General features: G+C 62.2%; 20 protein-coding genes. 8 read left to right on the top strand and 12 right to left on the bottom strand.

Features of this window, described 5'->3' with window-relative positions:
* Positions 1–121: 121 nt before the first annotated feature.
* The 12 genes from H8F25_RS14360 to H8F25_RS14305 form a co-directional block, all read right to left on the bottom strand.
* Positions 122–757 (bottom strand): hypothetical protein, encoded by a 636-nt coding sequence (locus H8F25_RS14360; protein WP_197210989.1) that lies wholly within the window; start codon positions 755–757, stop codon positions 122–124.
* 35 nt (positions 758–792) lie between these two features.
* On the bottom strand, positions 793–3,972 hold the full coding sequence (locus H8F25_RS14355; RefSeq protein ID WP_197210988.1) for a type I restriction endonuclease subunit R: 3,180 nt from the start codon (positions 3,970–3,972) through the stop codon (positions 793–795).
* Complete coding sequence (locus H8F25_RS14350) at positions 3,969–5,012, bottom strand: YhcG family protein (protein ID WP_197210987.1); 1,044 nt, start codon at positions 5,010–5,012, stop codon at positions 3,969–3,971. Before H8F25_RS14350 ends, H8F25_RS14355 begins: the two co-directional genes overlap by 4 nt.
* On the bottom strand, positions 5,009–5,962 hold the full coding sequence (locus H8F25_RS14345; protein ID WP_197210986.1) for a DUF4268 domain-containing protein: 954 nt from the start codon (positions 5,960–5,962) through the stop codon (positions 5,009–5,011). Before H8F25_RS14345 ends, H8F25_RS14350 begins: the two co-directional genes overlap by 4 nt.
* Positions 5,963–5,965: 3 nt before the next feature.
* Entirely contained in the window at positions 5,966–7,228 is a 1,263-nt protein-coding gene (locus tag H8F25_RS14340; RefSeq protein ID WP_255518282.1) for a restriction endonuclease subunit S, read from the bottom strand.
* Between the two features lie 102 nt (positions 7,229–7,330).
* Positions 7,331–7,618 carry a HEPN domain-containing protein gene (locus tag H8F25_RS14335; protein WP_197210984.1) on the bottom strand — a complete coding sequence of 96 codons (288 nt, stop codon included), beginning with the start codon at positions 7,616–7,618 and terminating at the stop codon, positions 7,331–7,333.
* Positions 7,615–8,019: a nucleotidyltransferase family protein gene (locus H8F25_RS14330; protein WP_197210983.1), complete on the bottom strand. Its 405-nt coding sequence runs from the start codon at positions 8,017–8,019 to the stop codon at positions 7,615–7,617. The genes H8F25_RS14335 and H8F25_RS14330 overlap by 4 nt, the downstream gene beginning before the upstream one ends.
* A gap of 5 nt (positions 8,020–8,024) precedes the next feature.
* Positions 8,025–8,318, bottom strand: a complete 294-nt coding sequence (locus H8F25_RS14325) for a HigA family addiction module antitoxin (RefSeq protein ID WP_197210982.1) — start codon at positions 8,316–8,318, stop codon at positions 8,025–8,027.
* 9 nt (positions 8,319–8,327) lie between these two features.
* Positions 8,328–8,606, bottom strand: coding sequence for a type II toxin-antitoxin system RelE/ParE family toxin (locus tag H8F25_RS14320; RefSeq protein ID WP_197210981.1), 279 nt, complete (start codon positions 8,604–8,606; stop codon positions 8,328–8,330).
* Between the two features lie 41 nt (positions 8,607–8,647).
* A complete protein-coding gene (locus tag H8F25_RS14315) occupies positions 8,648–9,898 on the bottom strand; it encodes a class I SAM-dependent DNA methyltransferase (RefSeq protein ID WP_197210980.1) in 1,251 nt (416 codons plus the stop codon).
* A gap of 202 nt (positions 9,899–10,100) precedes the next feature.
* Complete coding sequence (locus tag H8F25_RS14310; RefSeq protein WP_197210200.1) at positions 10,101–11,084, bottom strand: IS5 family transposase; 984 nt, start codon at positions 11,082–11,084, stop codon at positions 10,101–10,103.
* Positions 10,999–11,868, bottom strand: a complete 870-nt coding sequence (locus H8F25_RS14305) for a type I restriction-modification system subunit M N-terminal domain-containing protein (protein ID WP_197210979.1) — start codon at positions 11,866–11,868, stop codon at positions 10,999–11,001. The genes H8F25_RS14310 and H8F25_RS14305 overlap by 86 nt, the downstream gene beginning before the upstream one ends.
* Positions 11,869–13,032: 1,164 nt before the next feature.
* Between H8F25_RS14305 and H8F25_RS14300 the strand changes: the two genes are divergently transcribed.
* The 8 genes from H8F25_RS14300 to H8F25_RS14265 all read left to right on the top strand — a co-directional run bounded on the left by H8F25_RS14300 (position 13,033) and on the right by H8F25_RS14265 (position 20,818).
* A complete protein-coding gene (locus tag H8F25_RS14300) occupies positions 13,033–13,410 on the top strand; it encodes a hypothetical protein (RefSeq protein ID WP_197210978.1) in 378 nt (125 codons plus the stop codon).
* Between the two features lie 194 nt (positions 13,411–13,604).
* On the top strand, positions 13,605–13,871 hold the full coding sequence (locus H8F25_RS14295; protein ID WP_197210977.1) for a hypothetical protein: 267 nt from the start codon (positions 13,605–13,607) through the stop codon (positions 13,869–13,871).
* Positions 13,872–13,945: 74 nt separating this feature from the next.
* Positions 13,946–14,422, top strand: coding sequence for a hypothetical protein (locus tag H8F25_RS14290; RefSeq protein ID WP_197210976.1), 477 nt, complete (start codon positions 13,946–13,948; stop codon positions 14,420–14,422).
* A gap of 60 nt (positions 14,423–14,482) precedes the next feature.
* Positions 14,483–15,130, top strand: a complete 648-nt coding sequence (locus tag H8F25_RS14285; RefSeq protein ID WP_231596870.1) for a hypothetical protein — start codon at positions 14,483–14,485, stop codon at positions 15,128–15,130.
* Positions 15,131–15,284: 154 nt separating this feature from the next.
* Positions 15,285–16,388, top strand: a complete 1,104-nt coding sequence (locus H8F25_RS14280; RefSeq protein ID WP_197210974.1) for a DUF932 domain-containing protein — start codon at positions 15,285–15,287, stop codon at positions 16,386–16,388.
* Positions 16,389–16,467: 79 nt separating this feature from the next.
* Positions 16,468–17,853, top strand: coding sequence for a hypothetical protein (locus tag H8F25_RS14275; RefSeq protein ID WP_197210973.1), 1,386 nt, complete (start codon positions 16,468–16,470; stop codon positions 17,851–17,853).
* A gap of 326 nt (positions 17,854–18,179) precedes the next feature.
* Complete coding sequence (locus tag H8F25_RS14270; protein ID WP_197210972.1) at positions 18,180–18,584, top strand: hypothetical protein; 405 nt, start codon at positions 18,180–18,182, stop codon at positions 18,582–18,584.
* Between the two features lie 71 nt (positions 18,585–18,655).
* Positions 18,656–20,818: an EAL domain-containing protein gene (locus tag H8F25_RS14265; protein WP_197210971.1), complete on the top strand. Its 2,163-nt coding sequence runs from the start codon at positions 18,656–18,658 to the stop codon at positions 20,816–20,818.
* Positions 20,819–20,856: the final 38 nt, after the last annotated feature.

The raw sequence follows: 20,856 nt of genomic DNA, 5'->3' as shown, positions 1-20,856 counted from the left end.
GAACTCACCCACTTCGAGGGCAGCCCCAGCACCCGCGCCCGTCAGGAGGCCCGCCAGCAGAAGCTGATCCACCGGCTGGACAGGAACTGCTGCAAGCCCGCTACGAGGGCAACCGGTTGCTCTATTGAGTGGCGTTGATCGATCGGCTGATTCCCTCTTCAAAGGTCAGGCTCAAGCTCGGTCTGATCGGGCTCAGGAGGCGTGCGGCGGTTTCCACAAACGCCACCAGGATCGTGATCAGCAGCACGAACGATTGCAGCCCAGGGTCGTGCTCAGCCTCAGGGCAGCCTGTCTGCTCCGCCAGGTGCTGCTCGAGGATGGTCTGCATCGGCTGCCACAGGGGGTTGCGTCGGGCCTGGGCGACGCTGTCGCGCAGCCGGTCGCGGTAAGGCGGATCGGCGAGCCGCACCGGCGCTGTGGAGTGGGCAAAACCATTGCGCACGCGGCGCAGGTTGTGCAGCGATTGCTCCACCGCTGGATCGATCAGCCCAAGTCGGGCCGCCAGCGCGATCTTGGCGCCGAGGGAGCCCAGTGGTCGATCGGCAAGGAGCAGGGTTTCGCTACCCCGCGGCGGCGCCAGGGCCGCCTTGAGCAGCACATCAAGAGCCGTATCGAGCCGGGCGACACCGACCAGCACCGCACCGCGGCCCCGTTCGCGCAGCATCCCCAGCGCCACGCTGCGGGCCTCTTCCGCGGCGGTCTCGATCCAGTCGGGCAGGAACGACTCGAGAGCCGTATTGCTGTCGGCCCAATTCATGCACCCCGTGCATCAACCCTGAGGCTGGCACGGCTTCAGAGGTCGGCTTGGCTGCTTGTCAGGGAGTACACGCTCTGGTCGCGCTCGGGGTAGGCCTGTTCGATGTGAGCAAAGACGGCCTCACATTTCTGCTGGTACAGCTCCGGTGTGTAAGCGCGCGGCAAGCCGATATCGAGCGCATCCTGGATCAGCAGCTTGAGCTTGGCTCGGGCCTCGGACTTCTGCTGCCAGTTGAGCACCAGGAGCTGTTTGAACTTCTCCACCAGCTCCCGGGCTGACTGCTTCACCTTGGCGCGGTCGCTGTCTGAGAGATCCGGTGCGGACTGGAGCAGGATGTCGAACATCGCCAGTTCCTCCTCGCTGAGGTTCTCGCGGATGTGGCGTTGCTGCTCCTGGCTGAGCTGCAGGCTGAGGGTGAGCAGCTGCTTGTAGATCTCCTCCACGCTGCGGCTGCCGGCGTTGTAGCTGTCGATCAGCGCTTCAAACGTCTCGCGGAAATCAGCGCGGGTGGGGTTGAGCTGCACCATGCGGGCGAGGTGGGCCGCGATCAGTGCCTTGAGCTCTTCCAGCTCCGTCTTCTTGTGCTTGTTCTGCTTGAACTTGTCCGCCAGAGCCTGGAAATCGATCTTGGACAGATCGATGCTGGGCGGGCCCTGATCGCGGATGGCGATGCCGGTGATCGACTGATCCAAGACCTGGCCGATCTGGCCCATCACGGCGCTGATGTCGGGCGGATTGGGATTGAGCTTCAGGCGGATGGCGGCCGCGATGCTCTTGAGCGCGCCGGCCGAGGCGGCGAACTCCTGGGCGGCGGGATCGGGCTTGATTGCGGCGTGCAGCAGTTGCACAAGGCGCTGCTGCTCCTGGAACCGCTGCCGCAGCGATTCCGGCGCGATCAGGGCCTCGACGGCATCCTCGATCGCCTGCAGCCGCTTCATTCCATCGGACTCGGCATGGATCCCTGCGATGTCGACCTGATGCTCCGCGCAGAAGCGCAGGGCATCGTTGAGCACCTGCCGCAGCTGGTCCACCAGCACCGATTTGTCCTGGGTGGGTTTGGCGCCACTGCCGCTGCGCCCGCCGTAGAGGGCCAGCGCCTTCTCCAGCGAAGCGAACACATTGGCGTAGTCGACGATCAGGCCGCTGTGCTTGCCGGGAAAGACGCGGTTGGCCCTGGTGATCGTCTGCATCAGGGTGTGGTTGCGCATCGGCTTGTCGAGATAGAGCGTCGAGCAGCTCGGTGCATCGAAGCCGGTGAGCCACATGGCGCACACGAAGACCAGCCGCAGCGGATCGCCCGGATCCTTGAAGCGCTGATCAAGCGGGGGCTCGGATGTGGTGAGACGGCGGCGATGCGGTTCGATGTCCAGGCCCAGGGCCGCCATGTCGGCGATCTCGTTCTGGGCGGCCGACACGATCACCGCCATGTCGGTGGTGGTGAGGATGTGCAGGCGCTGGCGCAGCTCCTCCCCCTCTTCTGTGGGATCTGGCGGCAGCTGCTCCACCAGGGCACGCACCCGCTCGGTTTCCTCTTGCCAGTAGCGCTGCACCTTGTCGTACATGCGCAGGGTGGTGGCCTTGTCGATCGAGATGGCGATCGCCTTGCCCATGAATCCGCGGCCGAGGAAGTGGCGCACGATGTCGCGGGCGATCGTCTCCAGTCGGTCGTCCCTGGTGATGATGTGGTACTGGCGGCCCAGTTCCCGTTCGAGCTTCTGCTCCTCTTCGCCATCAAGATCGGCGGCTTCGATCACCGCGTAGATGTCGTCGTTGAGATCGGGATTGACCAGCTGCAGCTCGGGCGTGCGGTTCTCATAGAACAGCGGCACGGTGGCGCCATCTTCCACCGCCTGCTGGAAGTCGTAGATCGACACGTAATCACCGAACACCTCGCGGGTGCGCTCCTCGCCATCGATCAGCGGCGTGCCGGTGAAGGCGGTGAACAACGCTTTGGGCAGGGCCGTGCGCATGTTCAGGGCCAGGGTGTCGTACTGGCTGCGATGGGCCTCATCCGTGATCACCACCACATCGCTGCGATCACAGAGCAGCTCGGGGACGCGGAACTTCTGGATGAGGGTGAACACGTAGCGGTGGTTGCCGCGCAGCAGCGCGGCCAGCTGGGCGCCGCTGCCGGCGTGGCACTGATCCCCCTCGGCCTGGGAGACAATCCCGGCGGCTTTGAAGGTGTCAGCGATCTGCACGTCGAGGTCGGTGCGGTCGGTGACGATCACGAAGGTCCAGTCGCCGGGCACCTTGCGCTGAATCTTCTGGCTGTAGAAGCCCATCGAATAGCTCTTGCCGCTGCCCTGGGTCTGCCAGAACACCCCCGCCCGGCCGTGCCCCCGGCGGCGGGCCTCCAGGGTGGCGGCGATGGCGTTGTTGACGCCGATCACCTGATGGTTCTGGGCAATGATCTTCACCAGCCCGCTCTTGCTGCCGGTGAACAGGGTGAAGTTCTCGACGTAATCGAGGAGGCGCTGCGGCTGGCAGGTGCCGCGCAGCAGCACCTCCAGCGACACCCGGCGGGGTTCGTCTTCGCTGGCGATCCGCTTCCACTCGAAGAACCGCTCCCAGTCGGCGCTGAGGGAACCGATGCGGCTGGCGGTGCCATTGGAGGCGATCAGGAAGGCATTGCTCCAGAACAGCTGCGGGATGGCCTCCTTGTAGTGGGTGAGGTTGCCGGTGAAGGCCTCGCGGGCCGAGACACCGGGCTTCTTGAACTCCATCACCACCAGCGGCAGGCCGTTCACGAAGCCCACCAGATCGGGAATGCCGTTGTAGAGATCTCCCTCGATTTTGATCTGGTTGACCGCGAGCCAGTCGTGCTCTGCGGGCCGGTCCCAGTCGATCACCCGCAGCCGCACCTTGCTCAGGCCGCCCCGTTTTGTGTCGGGTACTGACACGAGCACACCGTCCTTGAGCAGCTGGTACACCTCCCGGTTCGCCGCAACCAGGCCCATGGCCGAGCGATTACGGCTGAGCTCCTCGATGGCGGCGCTGATCGCCTCCGGTGGCTGGCCTGGGTTCAGCCGCTGCAGGGCTGCCCGCAGCCTTGGCAGCAGCACCACCTCGCGGCGATCCCGGCGCCCCAGGCTGCCGCCTTCCGGCGCGAAGGTTTCCTCCAGCCCGCAGGCGGTCTGCCAACCCAGTTCCGTCAGCAGGGCCAGGGCGGGCTGCTCGACCAGGAGGTCTTCGCTGTAGGGATTGGGAGTCATGGCATCGGAGCGCCTCCGGCGGGATCGGTGAGGGCCTGCTCAATGGCCTCGATGCTGGGCAGGCTGGTCTGCAGGTCGGCAGGAAGGGACTCGGTGAGCTGGTATTCAGCGACCCCGATCGGTTGATGAATGTTGCGTAGGGCGTATTCGGCCACCACCTTGTTCTTGCTCTTGCACAGCAACATGCCGATCGTGGGCGCATCGTGTTCGCCCTTCATCTGCGCGTCGACGGCTGAGAGGTAGAAGCTGAGCTGACCGGTATGCTCCGGCTTGAAGGCGGTGGCCTTGAGCTCGATCACCACATAACAGCGCAGCTTGAGGTGATAGAAGAGCAGATCGATGAAGAAGTCTTCGCCGCCCACCTCAAGGGGGACTTGGCGGCCCACGTAGGCAAAGCCTGCGCCCAGCTCCAACAGGAAGCGGGTGATGTGGTCCACCAGAGCCGTCTCGATGGCGCGTTCACTCGCTTCATCACCAACACCAAGGAAATCGAAGAGATAGGGATCCTTGAGCGCTTCGCGAGCGAGATCGGAGCTGGGAGGAGGCAGGCGGAGATCGAAGTTGGTGGTGGCTTGCCCTTCCCGCTCCAGCAGACGCCGTTCGATGTGGTGCACCAGTACGGCACGCGACCAGCCCATCTCCGCCGCCCTGGTGGCATAGGCCAGCCGCAGGTCGGGTGTCTTGAGCTTGCTGAGCAGCACCAGATTGTGCCCCCAGGGCAATTGTCCAATAGCCTGTTGGACAATCTGCCGATCAGGCCATGCCTCCGCAAAGGCGCGCATGTAGAGCAGGTTGGCCCGGGAGAAGCCCTTCATCTCCGGGAAGGCGTTGCGCAGATCCACAGAGAGGCGCTCGATCACCTTGGCTCCCCAGCCCTCACGGCCCTGGCGCTCGAGGATGTCACGTCCGATCTGCCAGTAGAGCAGCACCAGTTCGCGGTTGACGCTGCGGGCCGCCCGTTGCTGCGCCTGGTGGATGCGGGTTTTCAGCTCCGCGAGCCAGGGGCCGTAATCCGTAGGCAGCGGGATGATATCGGTCATGGCAGAGCCTTCACCACCGGGCGCAGCACCCGCTCCATCGCCACCAGCTGTTCGATGATCCAGGCCTGATACTCCTCCCAGCGGCTTTCATCTTCAATGGAGGCCTCGCTGCGCCACGTCGCGATCCGACTCGCTGTTTTGTTGGGGAGCTCCTGCCAATCCAATGGGAATCCGAGCTCGGCCTCTATCTGATCTTTCTTCAGCAGCAAGTTCGAGAACTGTCGTTTCGCCTCTGTGCCCGAGAGGTAGAGCTCTACGCCCAACCGCTCATCCCTCGTGTTGGCGGTGATATTGAGTCCAAAGCCGGAGCGGCCGATGGAGGTGTTCAACCAGTGGTAGGGACCAGGCTTGGCAGGCCGGATCTGGGTGGCCTCCTTGCCAAGCCGCTCCACCAGGGCTGTCCAGAACTTGAGCTGAAGCTGCTTAAGCGGTGTCGCCGCAGAAACGGCACGCGCCTGCTCCCGGCCTGCACGAGCCCAGTTGTTTGGTTTCACGACAACTTCAAACTTGGGCGCGAGGGGCGAATCGCCGATTCGCCACAGCTCGATCTGCACCCCGAAGAAGCTGAGTTCGTCGTTGGTGTTGACGTTCAGGAACTGCAACGCCGCGAGATGCTCCGGGCGGAAGGACTCCGCGATCCAGATCACCTTGCGCGCATCGACCCCGGCTGCATAGGCGAGGATCTGGCCGAGATGCTTGTGGTTGGTCTCCTCCAGCTGGTTCTCGATCACCACCTGCTCGTCGCCATCGGTGCAGAGGATGTCGAGCTTGAAGTCGCCGACCCAGTGCTCCGTGGCGACGAGTTCGAGCTCACTGATGCCCAGGGCATCAGCCAGGGCCTCGAGGTTGTCGTCTTCCGCCAGCCAGGGGGTGAAGTCGTTGGCTTCGTGCTTCCAGGCCTGCCGGAGGGACACGCGTTCGAGCTTGCTGAGGGGCGGTGGGTTGGTCATGGTTCAGTCAGCTGCAGGCCCTGGCAGCGCCTCCACATCGATCTGGCCGGAGAGCAGGCGGGGGAGGAGCAGGTCGCGGGTACGGCGGAGGTTTTGGATTTGGCGTTGGAGCGTATTCACTTGCTCAAAAATGGGGTCGATTTTGTTCGAGAACTGAGAAACGATGATTGTGGGTGGAGTGACGACTTCCATTCTCTTGAAAGTATCCACGACAATCGTGTCGAACGTCGCTCCTCCTGTGTTCTTCTTTAGATACTGGACCTGCTGGAGCGTCATTAGAAAAAGAAAACGCTGAGACAAACCAGCCTTGCCACGCAATGCATAGCAAGATTGGTTCATCGCCATATCAACGGCGGGGAGGGCTACCTTCCCAACAGTTCCCCGCGCTGTGATGAATACTGTGTCGGGTGGGTAAAGCAAGCTTGCGCATCTGGCCAGACCAGCATCAGAGACGTGCTTCTCGGTATCTTGAAGATAGAAGCAGTCAGGCGCGTCTCTAGGCGTGAAGAATGGGATTTCCCCATCCCAATAGTGAGCAATATCAGTCTTAGGAGTGCCACCGCTTAAGACATCTGCGATTGCCGTGAAAGCCTTCACCTCCCACCCCTCCGGAATCCCCCCAAGCGGCGAGTCCACAAAGGTGCAGCCCTCATGGCCGGGGAAGCGGAAGTGGACGAACCACTCGCGGTAGAGCCGGCGGGCCATCTCCTCCAGGATCTTGATGCGCCGCTGGCTGTTCTCGATCAGGTCGTCGTAGGCGGAGAGGATGCCGGCGATGCGGTGCTGGATGGGGAGTGGGGGGAGAGTGAACTCAAAGTCAAGAATCTGCTTCCCGCTAATGTGCGGAACATTCACGCCAGTTGTGACTGGTTTCACGTAGCCCTCAAACTCAGGGCCACCTATTACGAATCGCAAGAAATCCTGGTCAAGACATCCATTGCTGGAGCGGAGGCGGGCGCACCGCTGAACCAATAGCGCTTTGGGATCGCCCTCACGGATATAAGACCATTTCAATCCAGCTGGAATCCAAGGACGGTCCATGGCTACTACGACATCACCGGGGACCAAGTGGAACTTTTCCAGGTCGTCCCAGCCGGATGCCGGCCAGCGCTTGGAAATGTCCCAGAGAATGCGGCCTTGACTTACATTCTCGCCCTTCACAAGTGGCACATCGCTTGGATTATCAGTGAACCGATGGCTCTTGAATGGAAAGCCGGCGAGCAACTCCACGCAGTCAGCAAGTTTCACCTTCTGCCAGCTACTCATCATCAAACCTCTAGTAGCTCCGCCACATTCGTCGCGATCGTGGCTTCCAGCTCCCTCGCCTTGGCATTCAATCCATCAAGCACCATCAAAACCGCAACCATCTCAACCCTCCCCCAGCAACGCCACAGCCTCATCCCGAAGCTGCTCCAACGCCTCCAGGATGGCTTCTCGGCTGGCCGATAGAGGGAATGGTCCTTCCTCGTAACGCGCCTCCACCGCATAGGGCTGCAGCGCCAACAACCGAGGATCCAGCTCCACCCCGGCCAGCTGGGCCAGCACGTTCAACAGGTGCGTGAACGGCGGCCGTTCGTCCCGCAGCACGATCTGGATCTTGAGCAGCTTCTCCACCGCCTGCTGGGCGGTGAAGTCCCATCCCTCCTGCGGCGTCATGGCTGCACCACCAGCACCCGCCCCTGGCGCGCCGCCTCGCTGATCACATGCCAGCGGGAGCCGGCCAGGCGCTCGGCATCGGCGCTGCCGCTCACGATCAGGTCAACCGGCAGGGGCAGGGCATGCAATGGCTGGAAATGGCGCCGCCAGCTGGCCACCTTGTCCTCAGGCTCCAGCTGGGGGAAGCGCTCCACCACCAGCAGGTCGAGATCGGAATCGGCGCGGGCGGTGCCCGTGGCGCGAGAGCCGAACAGCACCATCGCTTTCACCACAGGGTCGGCCGCGATCTGGCGCAGGGCCGTCTCCAGTTGATCGCGCAGTGGCCCCTCCACCCCGGGTCCCAGGTCCGGCAGCGCGAACGGCTGGGGGGTGCTCCAGTCGGCGAGAGGGGGGTGGGCCATGGGCTTCAGCAACCCACCAACGGCTGGATCCGTTCCAGCTCTTCCGCCAGCTCAGCACTGGCGACCTCCGTGTCGTGGGCAGCCTGCGCACGCAACCAATACCCCGGACTGAGCCCCAGCACGCGGCAGAGGCGCAGATCGGTGTCGGCGGTGATCGCTCGTTGTCCGGTGATGATCTCGCTGATGCGGGAGGCGGGCACGTCGATGGCCTTGGCCAGGCGGTACTGACTGATGCCCAACGGTTCGAGGAACTCCTGCAGGAGCAGTTCACCGGGGGTGATGGGAGTGAGGCGGTCCATGGGGCAGGTTCAGTGGTAGTCGACGATCTCAACGTCTTCCGGACCGCTGTCACTCCAGCGAAAGCAGAGCCGGAACTGGTCATTGATGCGGATGCTGTGCTGCCCGGCCCGATCTCCCCGCAGCAGTTCGAGACGGTTGCCAGGCGGCACGCGCAGATCCTCCAGGCGTTGGGCGATCTCCAGTTGCCGCAGCTTGCGGCGCGCCACCCGCTCGAACGCCTGGAAGCGCGGTACCTCCCAACCCTGGGCCAGTGTTTCGGTGTCGGCGCATCGGAACGACCGGATCATGACCCCACCATAGTTCCGTCACGCAGAATGGGGCCAGCCGCTCACGCGTCCAGGATCCCCGCCACATTCTGGGCAATCCTGGCCTCCAGCTCCCGGGCCTGGGTGTTCAACCCCACCAACTCCTCATTCAGCGTCTCCAACGCCTCCTTGAAATCTTCATCGCTCAGCTCTTCCCCCGCCGCCACGCCGACATAACGGCCTGGGTTGAGGCTCCACCCCTGGGCTTCGATCGCCTCAAGAGTGGCCGCCTTGCACAGCCCCGCGATGTCGCGGTACTGGGGCTCGGCTGAGTCCTCGCCACCGAAATAGGCCTCGATCCAGCGCTGGGCTTCCTCTCCTCCGAGGGTGACGTCCATCGCCTCGCCGCGATAGAGGCGCACGATGTTGGCCAGGAAGCCGATCTGGGCTTCGCTCCAGTCGCGATGGGCCCGGTCGATCTGGCGGTACAGATGCCGAGCATCGACAAACAGCACCGTGTTCTCCCGGTCGGTGCCCTGTTTGCCCCGATCGAAGAACCACAACGTGCAGGGCAACGTCACCGTGTAGAACATGTTCGGCCCCACAGCCACCATCACATCCACCGCCTTCGCCTCGATCAGCTTCTGGCGGATCGCTTGTTCAGACCCCCGGGCATCGGAGGCGGAATTGGCCATCACGAAGCCGGAGCGGCCCTTCTCATTCAGCGAGGAGTAGAAGAGCTGGATCCAGAGGTAGTTGGCGTTGTCCACGCTCGGGGTGCCGAACGGGAAGCGCCGGCCTGGGCCGACCGCACCGCTCAGCCGGGCCATGTCCACCGCATTCACGTTGAACGGCGGATTGGCCATCACATAGTCGAAAGCACCCACCGCATCATGGGGATCGAGGTAGTAGCTGTTGCTGTCGCCGCCGTGGAAGATCCTCCCCTCCAGGCCATGGATCGCCAGGTTCATGCGGCACAGGCGGCCGGTTTCATCCGTTTTCTCCACGCCGCAGATCGCCAGGTCGCCGGCCGGGTTGCCGCGGTGCGCCTTCACGAAGCGGGCGCTCTGCACGTACATGCCGCCCGAACCGCTGGCTGGATCCAGCAGCCGCCCGGCGAAGGGCTCCACGATCTCGGTGATCAGCACCACCAGCGAGGTGGGCGTGAAGTATTCACCGCCCTTCTGCCCCTCGCTGCGGGCGAACTCGCGCAGGAAGTATTCGTAGATCCGCCCGAAGGCATCGAACTCCAGATCGGTGGGGATCTCGGAGATGCGTTTCAGCAGCTCGGAGAGCAGCTGCGGTGTGAACAGGTTGTAGCTGCGGGGCAGCACCCCGGCGAGCTTGGGAAGCTCTGATCAAGACCGGGAATTGAGCGCAAGCGTGTCTCATTCTCGCCAATGAGACACAAGTGGGGTATTTTGTCCTTGGCTACTCGCCAGGTACTCCAATCCAGGGCCTGACTGGCTTATTTCTCGTGAGTTCCCCGATCATTTTTGGCTGCTCACCCTCAAGATGGCACACTTATTCTGTCATTTACGCTGTAGAAGGACAACGTTCGCGCACCATCCAGAGATTGGCGAGGGCAAACAGCATCGTCAGCTTGAGGTTGTTCTTGCGGATGCCTCGGTAGAAGACCTTCCGAAATCCAAACTGGCACTTGATGATCCGAAATGGATGCTCCACCTTTGCCCTGACATGTGCTTTCGCCGCCTCCATCAGATCCAGCAGTCTTCCCTCTGGGGTGTCCGGTAGAACTCGGCGCTGTCCGGGCTTCATGGCGATGCGCATCTCTGCTTCGCAGTCCTTGAACGCCTCACGCTTTTCGATGCCGATGTGGCCAGAGTCGCCGTAGATCACGCGTTCCTCGCCATGGACGCGATCGGGTGCCGTGTTCAGCTCATGGACGTTGGCAGCCGTGCTCACCACGGAATGGACCAGACCCGAGGCTGCATCCACACCGATGTGGCACCGCATCCCAAAGAACCACTGGTTGCCTTTGGCCACCGAGTGCATTTCAGGATCCCGCTCGCCCGTCTTGTTCTTGGTTGAACTGGGAGCGTTGATGATTGTGGCATCGAGGATCGTACCCTCCTTAAGCATCACGCCCTTCTCCCGCAGGCTCTGGTTCACCGTCTCCAGGATCTGCTCTGCTATCCGATTCTCTTCCAGGAGGTGGCGGAAGTTCAGGATCGTCGTCTCGTCAGGGATCCGGTCCTCAACCATGTCGATCCCAGCAAAGCGGCGGAAGCAGGGGGTATCGATCAGCATCTCCTCCATCAAGGGATCGGAAAGCGTGAACCACTGCTGCAGCAGGTGGATGCGCAGCATCACCTCCAGCGGAAACGGTGGGCGCCCGCCCTTGGCAGAAGGCCTGTGGTACACAGGCGAAATCAAGGCCAGGAAAGGATCCCAGGGCACTGTGGCTTCCATCTCATCGAGGAAGCGCTGCCGGCGCGTTTTCTTCTTGGCGTAGGTCTGCTCGTAGTCCGTGAAACCCAACTGGAGGGGGGCCGCCATCCGCTGCCAGTCTCATTATTGGAACTGTACTGATTCTATCGGGTTTTTCAGGGGTTCCCTTGCTGTTGTGCTGCTCGATCAGGCCCATGGCCTCGTTCAGCCGGGCGCCGATGTCGGCAGCCTCGGGCAGATCCAGCAGCTCCTGGTAGCGGGAGCCGGGGGGCAGGTAGAGCAGCCCCTCGCTCTGGTAAGCGTTCGGGTCTTCCTCGCGGCTGCCGCGGCGTTCGCTGCCACCGGCGGCCTTGAGCTCCTGCCAGCGGGGCATGAAGCGTGCATCGGCAAAGCGCAGGAAGATCAGCCCGAGGATCGGGCCGGAATACTCCTGGGCCTTGAGGCCGGAGTTGGCGCGGAACTGATCGGCGGCGTCCCAGAGGCTCTTCTCCATCGCCGCCTTGCCCAGATCCCGCTCGGGCGGCGCCACCCAGCCCGTGAAGCCGCGACTGGGGTCGCCGGGGGCCGGTGGAGGGCTGGCCGGTGGGGCGGCTTCGATGGACTGGCGGCCCCCTGAACCATCGCCATTGCCGTTGCGGCTGGAGCGGCCTGCAGGGGTGGCGCGAGTTGGTGGGGCGACTCCGGGGGCTTTCAATCCACCGCCAGGGCCCTTCACTCCCTCGGCGGCACCCATCGCCACCACCAGGCTCTTGATCTCCTTCAGCTCAGCGTCGCTGATCGGTTCACCCGCCTCCTGCTCCAGGGCCGTGCGGATCTGGTCGTTCGTGATGCGGCTGCCGTCCTCCGGGATCAGGGCGATCAGGGCGTCGGTGAGGTCTTCGCGGCTGGGCATCTGGGCGGGATGGGGACGCTGGGGCCAGGGAAGCAGAGCAGGAAGCGCGCCATGGTGTTTCAGTCTGCCTCGTTGAACAGCCAGATTGGCCAAAACGCCGAGAGATTTCCATCCCCAGGTGGGGTATCTATGCAGTCAGTGCATAGAAACGGAATGCGCTACAGCTTGGGCCGGACACCGACACAAGCCGCAGCCACTTCCGCCTGCAACAACCGCTGCGCCTCCTGGACCTCCGCCTCGATCGCCAGCGCTGAGTCCTGATCGGCCTGGCGAGGGTGAGAGGCCAGTGCCGCGGCTCGACACCATGAACGCCATCAGCAGGACTGCAACCGTCAGCCCTCCCCGGACCCAGTGCCTACATCCAGGCCAGGCACCGCCTCCAGAGCCGGCTCCAATACACTCGATACAATCATGTCTTACAATATTGCCCCTGGAGCGCCTGCATATACGCAATCAGACATTAACGCTTTACGTGCCCTATGGGGTGCATAGACATATCCCTCTTGTCGACTTCAGGCTAGCCGCGGAAAAGGCTCTTCCGTTTTACTGGCGCACAGAACAAATTCAACGGCCTACATTCTTGGCGCCTTTACCCTGCGCCTCCAGGCGCATTACTCATTAACCGAACCGCCTCAGGCGCAGACACCTTTAATTTTCGCCCCAAGAATCCAAGCTCAGAAGCAAGGCCGGCCCTATAGAAACCGGCTTTTTTGTTGCGGCGCGCGGCAGGCGTCAAATACTCCATACACCTCGCGATGGCCGCCAGACAAAAAAGAAATGCGCTTGCTATCCATTGATCACCTTACATCGATTAGCGCATCTTTGCAATCATTTTACTCAGCAGAACCGCTTGCTTCGACTGGCTTCTGCCGCTTCTCGGCTGAGCGACAAGCCCAGCTCAAGCATTCGGAGCAGAATGGGCAAAACCATATCAAGCACTGCATCAATACGCGCACTAACAATAGCTGCGTATCACGCATCTGCGGCTCATTGCATCTACAGCTGACCGCGCGCACCGCTGCTATCTCAGGTACTTTCTGATCTATTTCTCGGCCACAGCGAGATGTACGGCGCATCAATCCTTTCAATCAGGGCAAGGTCAATGAGCCTTCTCAGCAGTACACACAGCCTGCATGGCTCCTTGTTCCCTTCATCTCTGATCTCATGCCGCAACTCTCTTTCGGCCCTGTTGAAGTTCGCTTCTTCTCCGGCCAGAACTGGTCCAATCTTGAACTGGCCTGGATCACCGCACGCAAGCAAGGTCTGGCCCAGCGGGAAACCACCCTTCGCTGTGCCTTCCGGTCCGAGCACCTCCTCGACATCGCCGGCACCGAGAACCACGACGACGCGCTCACGGTGAACGGCACCACCTACTTCGGCCGGTACTCACAAGGCGCAGACGGCGTCATCCATGCCCTCTCAGCGGCCCAGGTTGCCGCCCGTGCCCTGCGCATCGAGGCCATGCAGCAGGGGCTCAAGGAGGCCCATCGCGCTGCCGTGGCCATCACCGGCGATGTCCACTTCCTACCCAACCACACCTGATCAGCAGCCGGGGCTCCTGTCCCAGCGGGCCCCTCCGCAGCTGGCTGGACTGGTGCCACATGTGGCACCCCCTTCTCAGTTCGCGATCAGCACAGCCAGGGAGTGAGGCGAGGTCAAGCGACCGCACGCAGCAGTGCACATCCACCTGTGTGGCGGCTCGTCCTCTCGCCCGGGCCCAGACCCCGGCACCCCCCATGAGTCAGGAACACGTCCTGCACGATCTCAGCCAGAAGCTGCGGCTGCTCGCCCGCCGGAACTGCATCACCACTGCCGACGGGCGGCTCCTGCGTGGCGCGATCGATCAGACGATCGAATCCCTGCGCGTCCAACTCCTGGAAGTCCTGGAGGCCATCCAGGACGGCCTGCCCGCGCCCCACGCCAACCAGACCCTGGCCGCCTGCCGCCAGCTCGCCGAGGCCCATCACGCCGCCATCCGCGATCTGCGCTGGCAATCCAGCTGACGGCCAGCCCCACACCAGAAGGGGGTGCCACATCTGGCACCTCCCTCCGCTCATCCGCTCCTCCCGTTGAACCGATGGCCATCCCAACCATCCGCAGCCAGCCGTCACGGCCTGATCTGCTGTTCTTCCACTCCAGTCCTGGCCGCTGCCTGATCGCTCCCGCCACGGCCCATGGCCGCCTGGCACTGCGCCAGCTCTGCGACCGCTCCATGCCGCGCATCGGCGACGCCCTTCTGCTCACCGCCGCACAGGGAGAGCCGCTCTGCCGCTACCTCAGCGACCTGCGGCTCTCCATCCAAACCTGGCGGCCCCGCTCGACGTCCACTCCATCAGCGGCCCGCCCACCATCACCTCCTCAACCAACACCGGCTCCAAGCCGTTACCAACCGCTCCAGCCCCTGGCGCTCCGTCTGACGGCCGACTGGTGCGCCATGCCCCTGCGCCGCTGGATCACCCTCCGCTCCCTGCTCACCCTCGCCCCCGGCGGCGAATCCATCTCCATTCCTCTCCCCCCTCTACCCGCGGAGCAGCAAGCCCACTCCTCCAACTGAATGCGGTTCAACGGGCCCACTCAACAGTGCACGCCCACTCGTTCCTTTCCCATCTCTGCCTTGACCACTGCTTCCTTGGCTGCGCCTGACTCCACCACCCCGGAGCTCCAGCCTCTGACCCTGCCCGCCTGGGCGGTACAAGCCACGCCTGATGTCGAGCGCAACCTCGTCGGCATGAGCCGCAGCGGCGACTTCTACGCCTATGGCGACAGCCCCGATCAACCCGGGCCACTTGTGCCCGCACTGGTCGGCGTCGTCACCGACATCACCATCAGCCAGCACGGCGCCAACAGCCGCTACGGCCTGCGTGACTATCTCGACGTCACACTGCAGACGCCCATCCCCGATGTGCAGGTGCTGCTGCGGCTCCCCTGCAAGGCCTCACCTCACCCCGTCAGCGGCGAGCTGCTGATCCCCTGGTCCGTCCGCAGCCTGCTTGCCGCGCTGCAGACCATCCAGCTCAGCGAGACCGCCATCAAGATCCAGCCCCGCAAAGGCACAGCCACCACCTTCATCCGCGTGCTGCCCTTCTCCCCGGAGGGCATCGAGCAGCCGGAGATCCGCTGCGAGGCGATTGGCGGCAGCAGGGATGACCTGGACATCAGCGTCAATCACCTGCGCAGCCAGCTGGGTCTGCCGCCCCTCTTCCCTGGCGCGTCCAGCAGCAGCGGCAGCCAGCAGCCCGCCACTGAACTGGCCGCCGCCTGAGCCGCTCAGCCCAACGGCCATCCAGCGCTGCGCACTCCGCCGCCCATCGCCTGCCGGTGGGCGGCCTTGCTGCGTCTGCGCTCCCCATCCCTGGCGGCAGCAGCCGTCAATTCACCCCCGTTCATTCACCCTTCCCTCCACCTTTTCGTTCACCATGGCACCCGCAGAATTCACCAGTGGAGTCTTCGCGTTCAATCAACCCGCCTGGCACAACATGGGCGAAGTGATTCCCAGCACTCTGCCAGCCGAGGAGATGTTCCGCCGCGCTGGCGCTCTCTTCCCCGTCCAGCAGCTGCAGCTCTGGGGCGGCGATCCCCTCGATGATGCCTTCATCGATCAGCTCCTCCAAGCCTCCGCCCCGGCCGATGGCGCCACCAATCTCGGCGGCCTCCACGCCATCACGCGCCGCGCCGCCATCCGCACAGCCATCGCCAACAACCTCCTCAGCCTCGGCGACAGCCGCATCGGCATCTGGCGCCCGGATGAACGCAAGATCCTTGGCACCGCCAGCCCCGGCTACCAGATCATCCCCAACCAGCGCCTGCTCGACTTCGCCAACGCCTTGCGCGAGGAAGTCGACATGGATACCGTCGTCGTTCTACGTGGAGGCGCCAAAGTTGCCTTCACAGCCAAAATACGTGGCACCGACACGCAGGTCGCACCCGGCGATAGAATCTATCGCAACATCATCGGCTGGCTGGGACACAACGGCAGCACATCCTTTGGCGGTAGCTACTCAGACATCAGAGTTTCCTGCAGCAATACTTTGGGTTTTGCCATCGCAGAAGCCAACCGCCACGGCCGTACCTTCTCCATCAAGCACAACCAGAACGACATCGCCCAGATCGATCGCATCCTCGGCTCCATCGACATCGCCCGCCAGTCCTTTGCCAAGGTCATCGACGACTACCAGGCGATGCGCGATACACCCATGTCCTTCGAGCTCTACCGCCACTGGCTGGAGCAGGTCTACCAGGTGCCCTCCGTCCAGCTCGACAACGGCGACAGCAGCCCAGGCACCATATCCGATCTCAAACGCAAGTGGCCCCAGCTGGAGAACGCCTGGCACGACGGTCTCGGCCGCGAGGTCGGCGCACCAGGCACCCTCTACTGGGGCCTCAACTGCGTAACCCAGGCTGAAACCTCACAGCTCACCAAAGGGGCCGGCAAGCGCCGCCTGCACTCCACCCTCTTTGGCAGCGGCCGTTCCATCGTCCAGCGCGCCAACGACCTGGCCCGCGAGCTCATCACCGCCTGATCCCCTCTCCCATCCCCTGCGCCCCGGCTCCGGCCGGGGCTTTTTTTTGCCCACTTCTGCCCCCTCCCTCCTCCATCCCATGGCCACCTTCAGCCTCAGCATCTCCAGCCACTACGTCCCCACCTGGGGCCCCTACGAGGCCTGCCGCGAAATTCTCCAGAACGCCTGCGACAGCCAGCAGGACGGCCATCCCATGCACATCAGCCACGACCCCAGGGCCGGCATCCTCTCGATCACCAACCAAGGCGTCAGCCTCGATCGCTCCGTCTGGCTGCTGGGCATCTCATCCAAGGCCGCAGGCGGCTATCGCGGTCAGCACGGCGAGGGCTTAGCGCTCGGCATCCTTGCCCTGGTCCGCTCCGGCCGCTCCTGCCGCATCGTCAACAACGACGAGGACTGGACCCCCTCCCTTCAGGAGTCCAGAGCCTTCCCCGGCCAGAAGCTCCTCACCATCGCCACCCGCAAACGCCGCAGCCCCACAGGCAACTTCTCCGTCCAGATCCAGTGCAACGCCGAGGAATGGGCCGAGTACCGCGAGAGCTTTCTCGATCTCAAGCCCTCCATCGCCAGACTCCAGACCGGCGACACCGACATCCTCACCGACGCCAGCGAGCGCGGCCGCTGCTACGTCCAAGGAATCCTCGTTGAAACCAAGTCCGATCTCGCCGCTGGCTACAACTTCAACGCCGCCAGCACGGACCGTGACCGGCGGATGATCAACGCCTTCGATTTCGACTACTACTGCGCCCACGCCTGGGCCAATGCCACCCGCGATGGCCTGCTCACACCCGAGCAGCTCCTTGACCTCCTGGAAGGCGGCACAGGCGATTCCAAGGGCCTTGGCGAGCGCTCCATTCCCGCCTCCGTCGTTCATGACGTAGCCGCCGCTTACACCCTCCTCCATGGCCAGCAGGCCATCCCCGTGGCCAGCTATGCCGAAGTCAATGACGCCGGCCACCTCGGCCGTATCGGCCTGATCTCCACGCCAGCACTCTGCGGCTTCTTCTCATCCCACCCCCACCTCTCGCTGACCAAGGTGCGCCAGCAGCGCCGCTCTGAGGTCTGCAACACCTACAGCCTCAGTCAGCTCTCCGCCACTGAGCACCAGATCCGCCAACAAGGGCTGGCGCTGGTGGAACGCGCATCCGCGGAGCTGGGCTTTGATCCGGTTCATCACCGCATGGAGATCGTCGACTTCCACTCCACCGAGATCCTTGGCCTGCACTGCCGCGATGACGCCAGCGGCACCACCACCATCCGCATCGCCCGCCGCGCACTCTCCTCCCTTGAGGAGTTCCTGCGCGTCCTGGTGCATGACCTGGCCCATGACCGTGGCGGCGATGGCGATGTCCGCCACCAGCGCGCTGAAAGCCGCATCTTCTCCCGCATCATCGCCTCCACCCTGAACAGCCGCTCCCGTTCGGCAGCACTGGCATCCCTGGCCTGCAGCCGTGCAGCCGCCTGATCACCACGCTGCAATCAGGTCACAGGCCTCGGGGTTTACACCACTCCAAGGGGCGCCACCTATCTACCACTGCGGAAAGCGCACCCCACGGCGCATGCGGCAGTCGGGCAGCGCTTTGAGGAAGCTGATCAGATCGGTTGCAGCAGCTGGGTTCTGGAGCGGAGCGGCCAAAGGTGAGAGGCAAGACCTGATCAGCAAACCGCTGCGGCAGAAGGCCCGCCAGGGCTACTGGGACAGACTTCTAATGTATCCTGGGTGGGAGTTTTGCCCTGCGTCAGTGGCTGCCCGTGGTTAAGTTCGAAGGCAGCACCGGGACTCGGAGGTCCATGAACAAGCTGATCAAGCCAGCCCTCTCTTTGGCCGTCGCCGCGACACTGTTCTGTGGCCATGCCGAAGCGCAATCGGCAATCAAGGGAGAACTGCAGGCCTTGGCCCGAAAGGAGATTCTAAGAATTTCAAGCAAAGGGCAGCTGACGTTTGTTGATCTTTCTGATTCATCAATCAAGAAGATTGTTCCCACCGATAATCATCCAGAAATATTCTCGAATTCATCCGGTACGCTCTTCGTTCTCTGCATCACGGGAACCGACAAGCGAGGCGGCAAGGTCCCGATCGATATATATATCAGCAAAGAGGGTGGGGCTCTCCGACTTGTTGATATTAACTTTGGTGATCAAGCGAGAAAAGGCTTCATGGGTCTTGAGAAGAAGGGCGTGGTCCGTCGATTGTGATTCGTGCCCCATCGGTTGTGAACAGGTCGCCTCGCGCCGCCGGGGTCACGATAGCTCTGTGTGTGCTCCTGGTGGCCATCACATCTGCTAGCTCGATCTTTGTGATGGCGATCGCCCAATTTCGGCAGGCAAAAGATAGTTTTTTCTCGAGGCTGGGCACTGATATTGCAACGGCGACCTCCAGGGCTGACTTCATCGTCAAGGCCTATGGCGATTCCGGTAAGCGTTCTGAGGCCTTTGATGAGATGGCCTCGGAATATCTTCTGGATGAAAGAATTCATTGCATTGAAATTGCTTATCCTGGCAGCAAAGTTCAACTACCTCCGACTGAAGCCTGTGAGGTGTTGAATGCTGATGATGTGATTGAGCAGAGATTCGGCGCTGATGGTCAAGGGGTTGCTCGATTCCATATCAGCTATGAACGCTTCAATCTTGATAACAGGTATCAACTCCTGCTGGCGATGGCCGCATTTGCGGCCACGGGTGCTTCTTTTCTGGTTGCCACTCTGATTCTTATCAGGCTTGCTGCATCGAGTAAGGCCCGGCAAGCGGTCGAAACGCTGGACCGGATTTTTCAGATCACGCCGGTCATTATCCTGGAGGTCAGTAAAAACAATGAACTGCTGCGTATTTCTAGGCGGCTGGCCGATAGCTTGCCTGCCCTGGAGGCGGGGCAGAATCATTCGCTCGACAGCATTTTTGAATCCGATTCGGCTGCGTTGTTGAAGTCGTGTATCGCCAGCTATCTTGGCGGAGACGCCAACCCTTGCGCTGAGGAGATTTGTATTCGTTTTCGTTTGGGAGATCTTTCCGGATCTTTATTTTACGCTGATATTGAGCCCAATCCACTCACGGCTGGCGCCACGTATTTCATCTCCATGTCAGACGTGTCTGCCCTGGCGGGTGAGCGAGACAAGCTTTCGGAGCTGCTCAAGACTGATTTTCTGACGGGTGCGCGATCTCGTCGATTCATGGAGCAGGAATATACAGATGGGACACGCGGGCGTGATATGGGAATCATCATGATCGATCTTGACTATTTCAAGAGCATCAACGACTCCTATGGTCATGTTGTTGGCGACTGCTTTTTGCGCCATGTCGCCACATCTCTGCGCAGCGGAGCCCCGGCCGGCTCCAGTGTCATCAGGCTCAGTGGTGAAGAGTTTGCGGTGCTGACACCAGAGAGCCGGGAGCACTATCTTCTTGATTATGCCAACAGGGTCAAGGATCAGCTGGCATCCGATGGCTTGGATGTCGCGAATAACAGATTAGTGCGGACGGTCAGCATTGGCGTTGCCCGCCTCGAGACGGGGGACAGCTTGTCCGACTGTCTTCGTGTGGCTGATTACGCCTTGCTGTTGTCCAAGAGAAACGGAAGAAATCGGGCCACCTATGTTTCCCGGGAGGAGTTTGATCGGCAGTTGAAGGACAGGCCCACCACCGAGGAGGTGGAGCTGGCTGTTCGCTCCGGTGCAATCGGTCTGCACTGTGAGCCTGTCTATGATTCTTCCTTGGGAAGGATCATTGGTTTTGAGACGCTGTTGCGATGGCAGTCGGGATCGAGGAACTTGCCTCCGCTCAGTTTTCTGGATGCTTATTATCATGTAACTAATCGCCTTTCGTCTGGGCGGAGCAGGCTCGACTTGTTTGTTGAAACGTCTAAGAAATTCGGCCTGGGTGGCGAGGATCGCCCATGGCTCTCTTACAACCTCTGGCCTGCTGATTTTGATGCTGGGCTGATCGACTGGTTGAGCTCTCTGGAGCCATCGTTCAGGGCCATGATGGTTCTTGAGGTTTCCGAGCAGCTGCTTGCCTCCCGGTGTGATGAGCAAGGGGTTTCGTCCATTCTTCGCGCGGCATCGGCGCTGGGGTGTCGGATTGCTTTGGATGATTTCGGCGTGGATGGCAGCAACCTTGTGAGGCTTCAGGACTTCCCCGTCGATATTGTCAAGATCGACAAGGCTCTTGTGACAGGACTAGCTGAAAATAGTGTCAATGTGTTGATCATTGAGTCGCTGGCGACGCTGGCGGCAAAGCTTGGCGTTTCAGTGATCGCCGAAGGTGTGGAAAGCCAGTCGGATGCTGAGCTTCTGGCTCGAGCGGGTGTCGTCTGGCACCAGGGGTTTTGGTATGGCAAGGCGATGCCGGTTGAAACCGCCTGCGCATTGCTGGCCTCGCCTGGAGATCCCGGTCTCCGCTCTGTTCCGCGCCACGGGCTGCTCAACGATGGCTGATCGCCACGGGGGTGTCCATCGGGACCTCGCGCGGTTCG

Origin of the sequence: Synechococcus sp. CBW1004 (genome assembly GCF_015840715.1) — a bacterium.
In the GTDB taxonomy this organism is placed as follows: Bacteria; Cyanobacteriota; Cyanobacteriia; order PCC-6307; family Cyanobiaceae; genus Cyanobium.
Note: the sequence above shows the minus strand (reverse complement) of the source record. Positions and strands in the feature narration are given on the sequence as shown.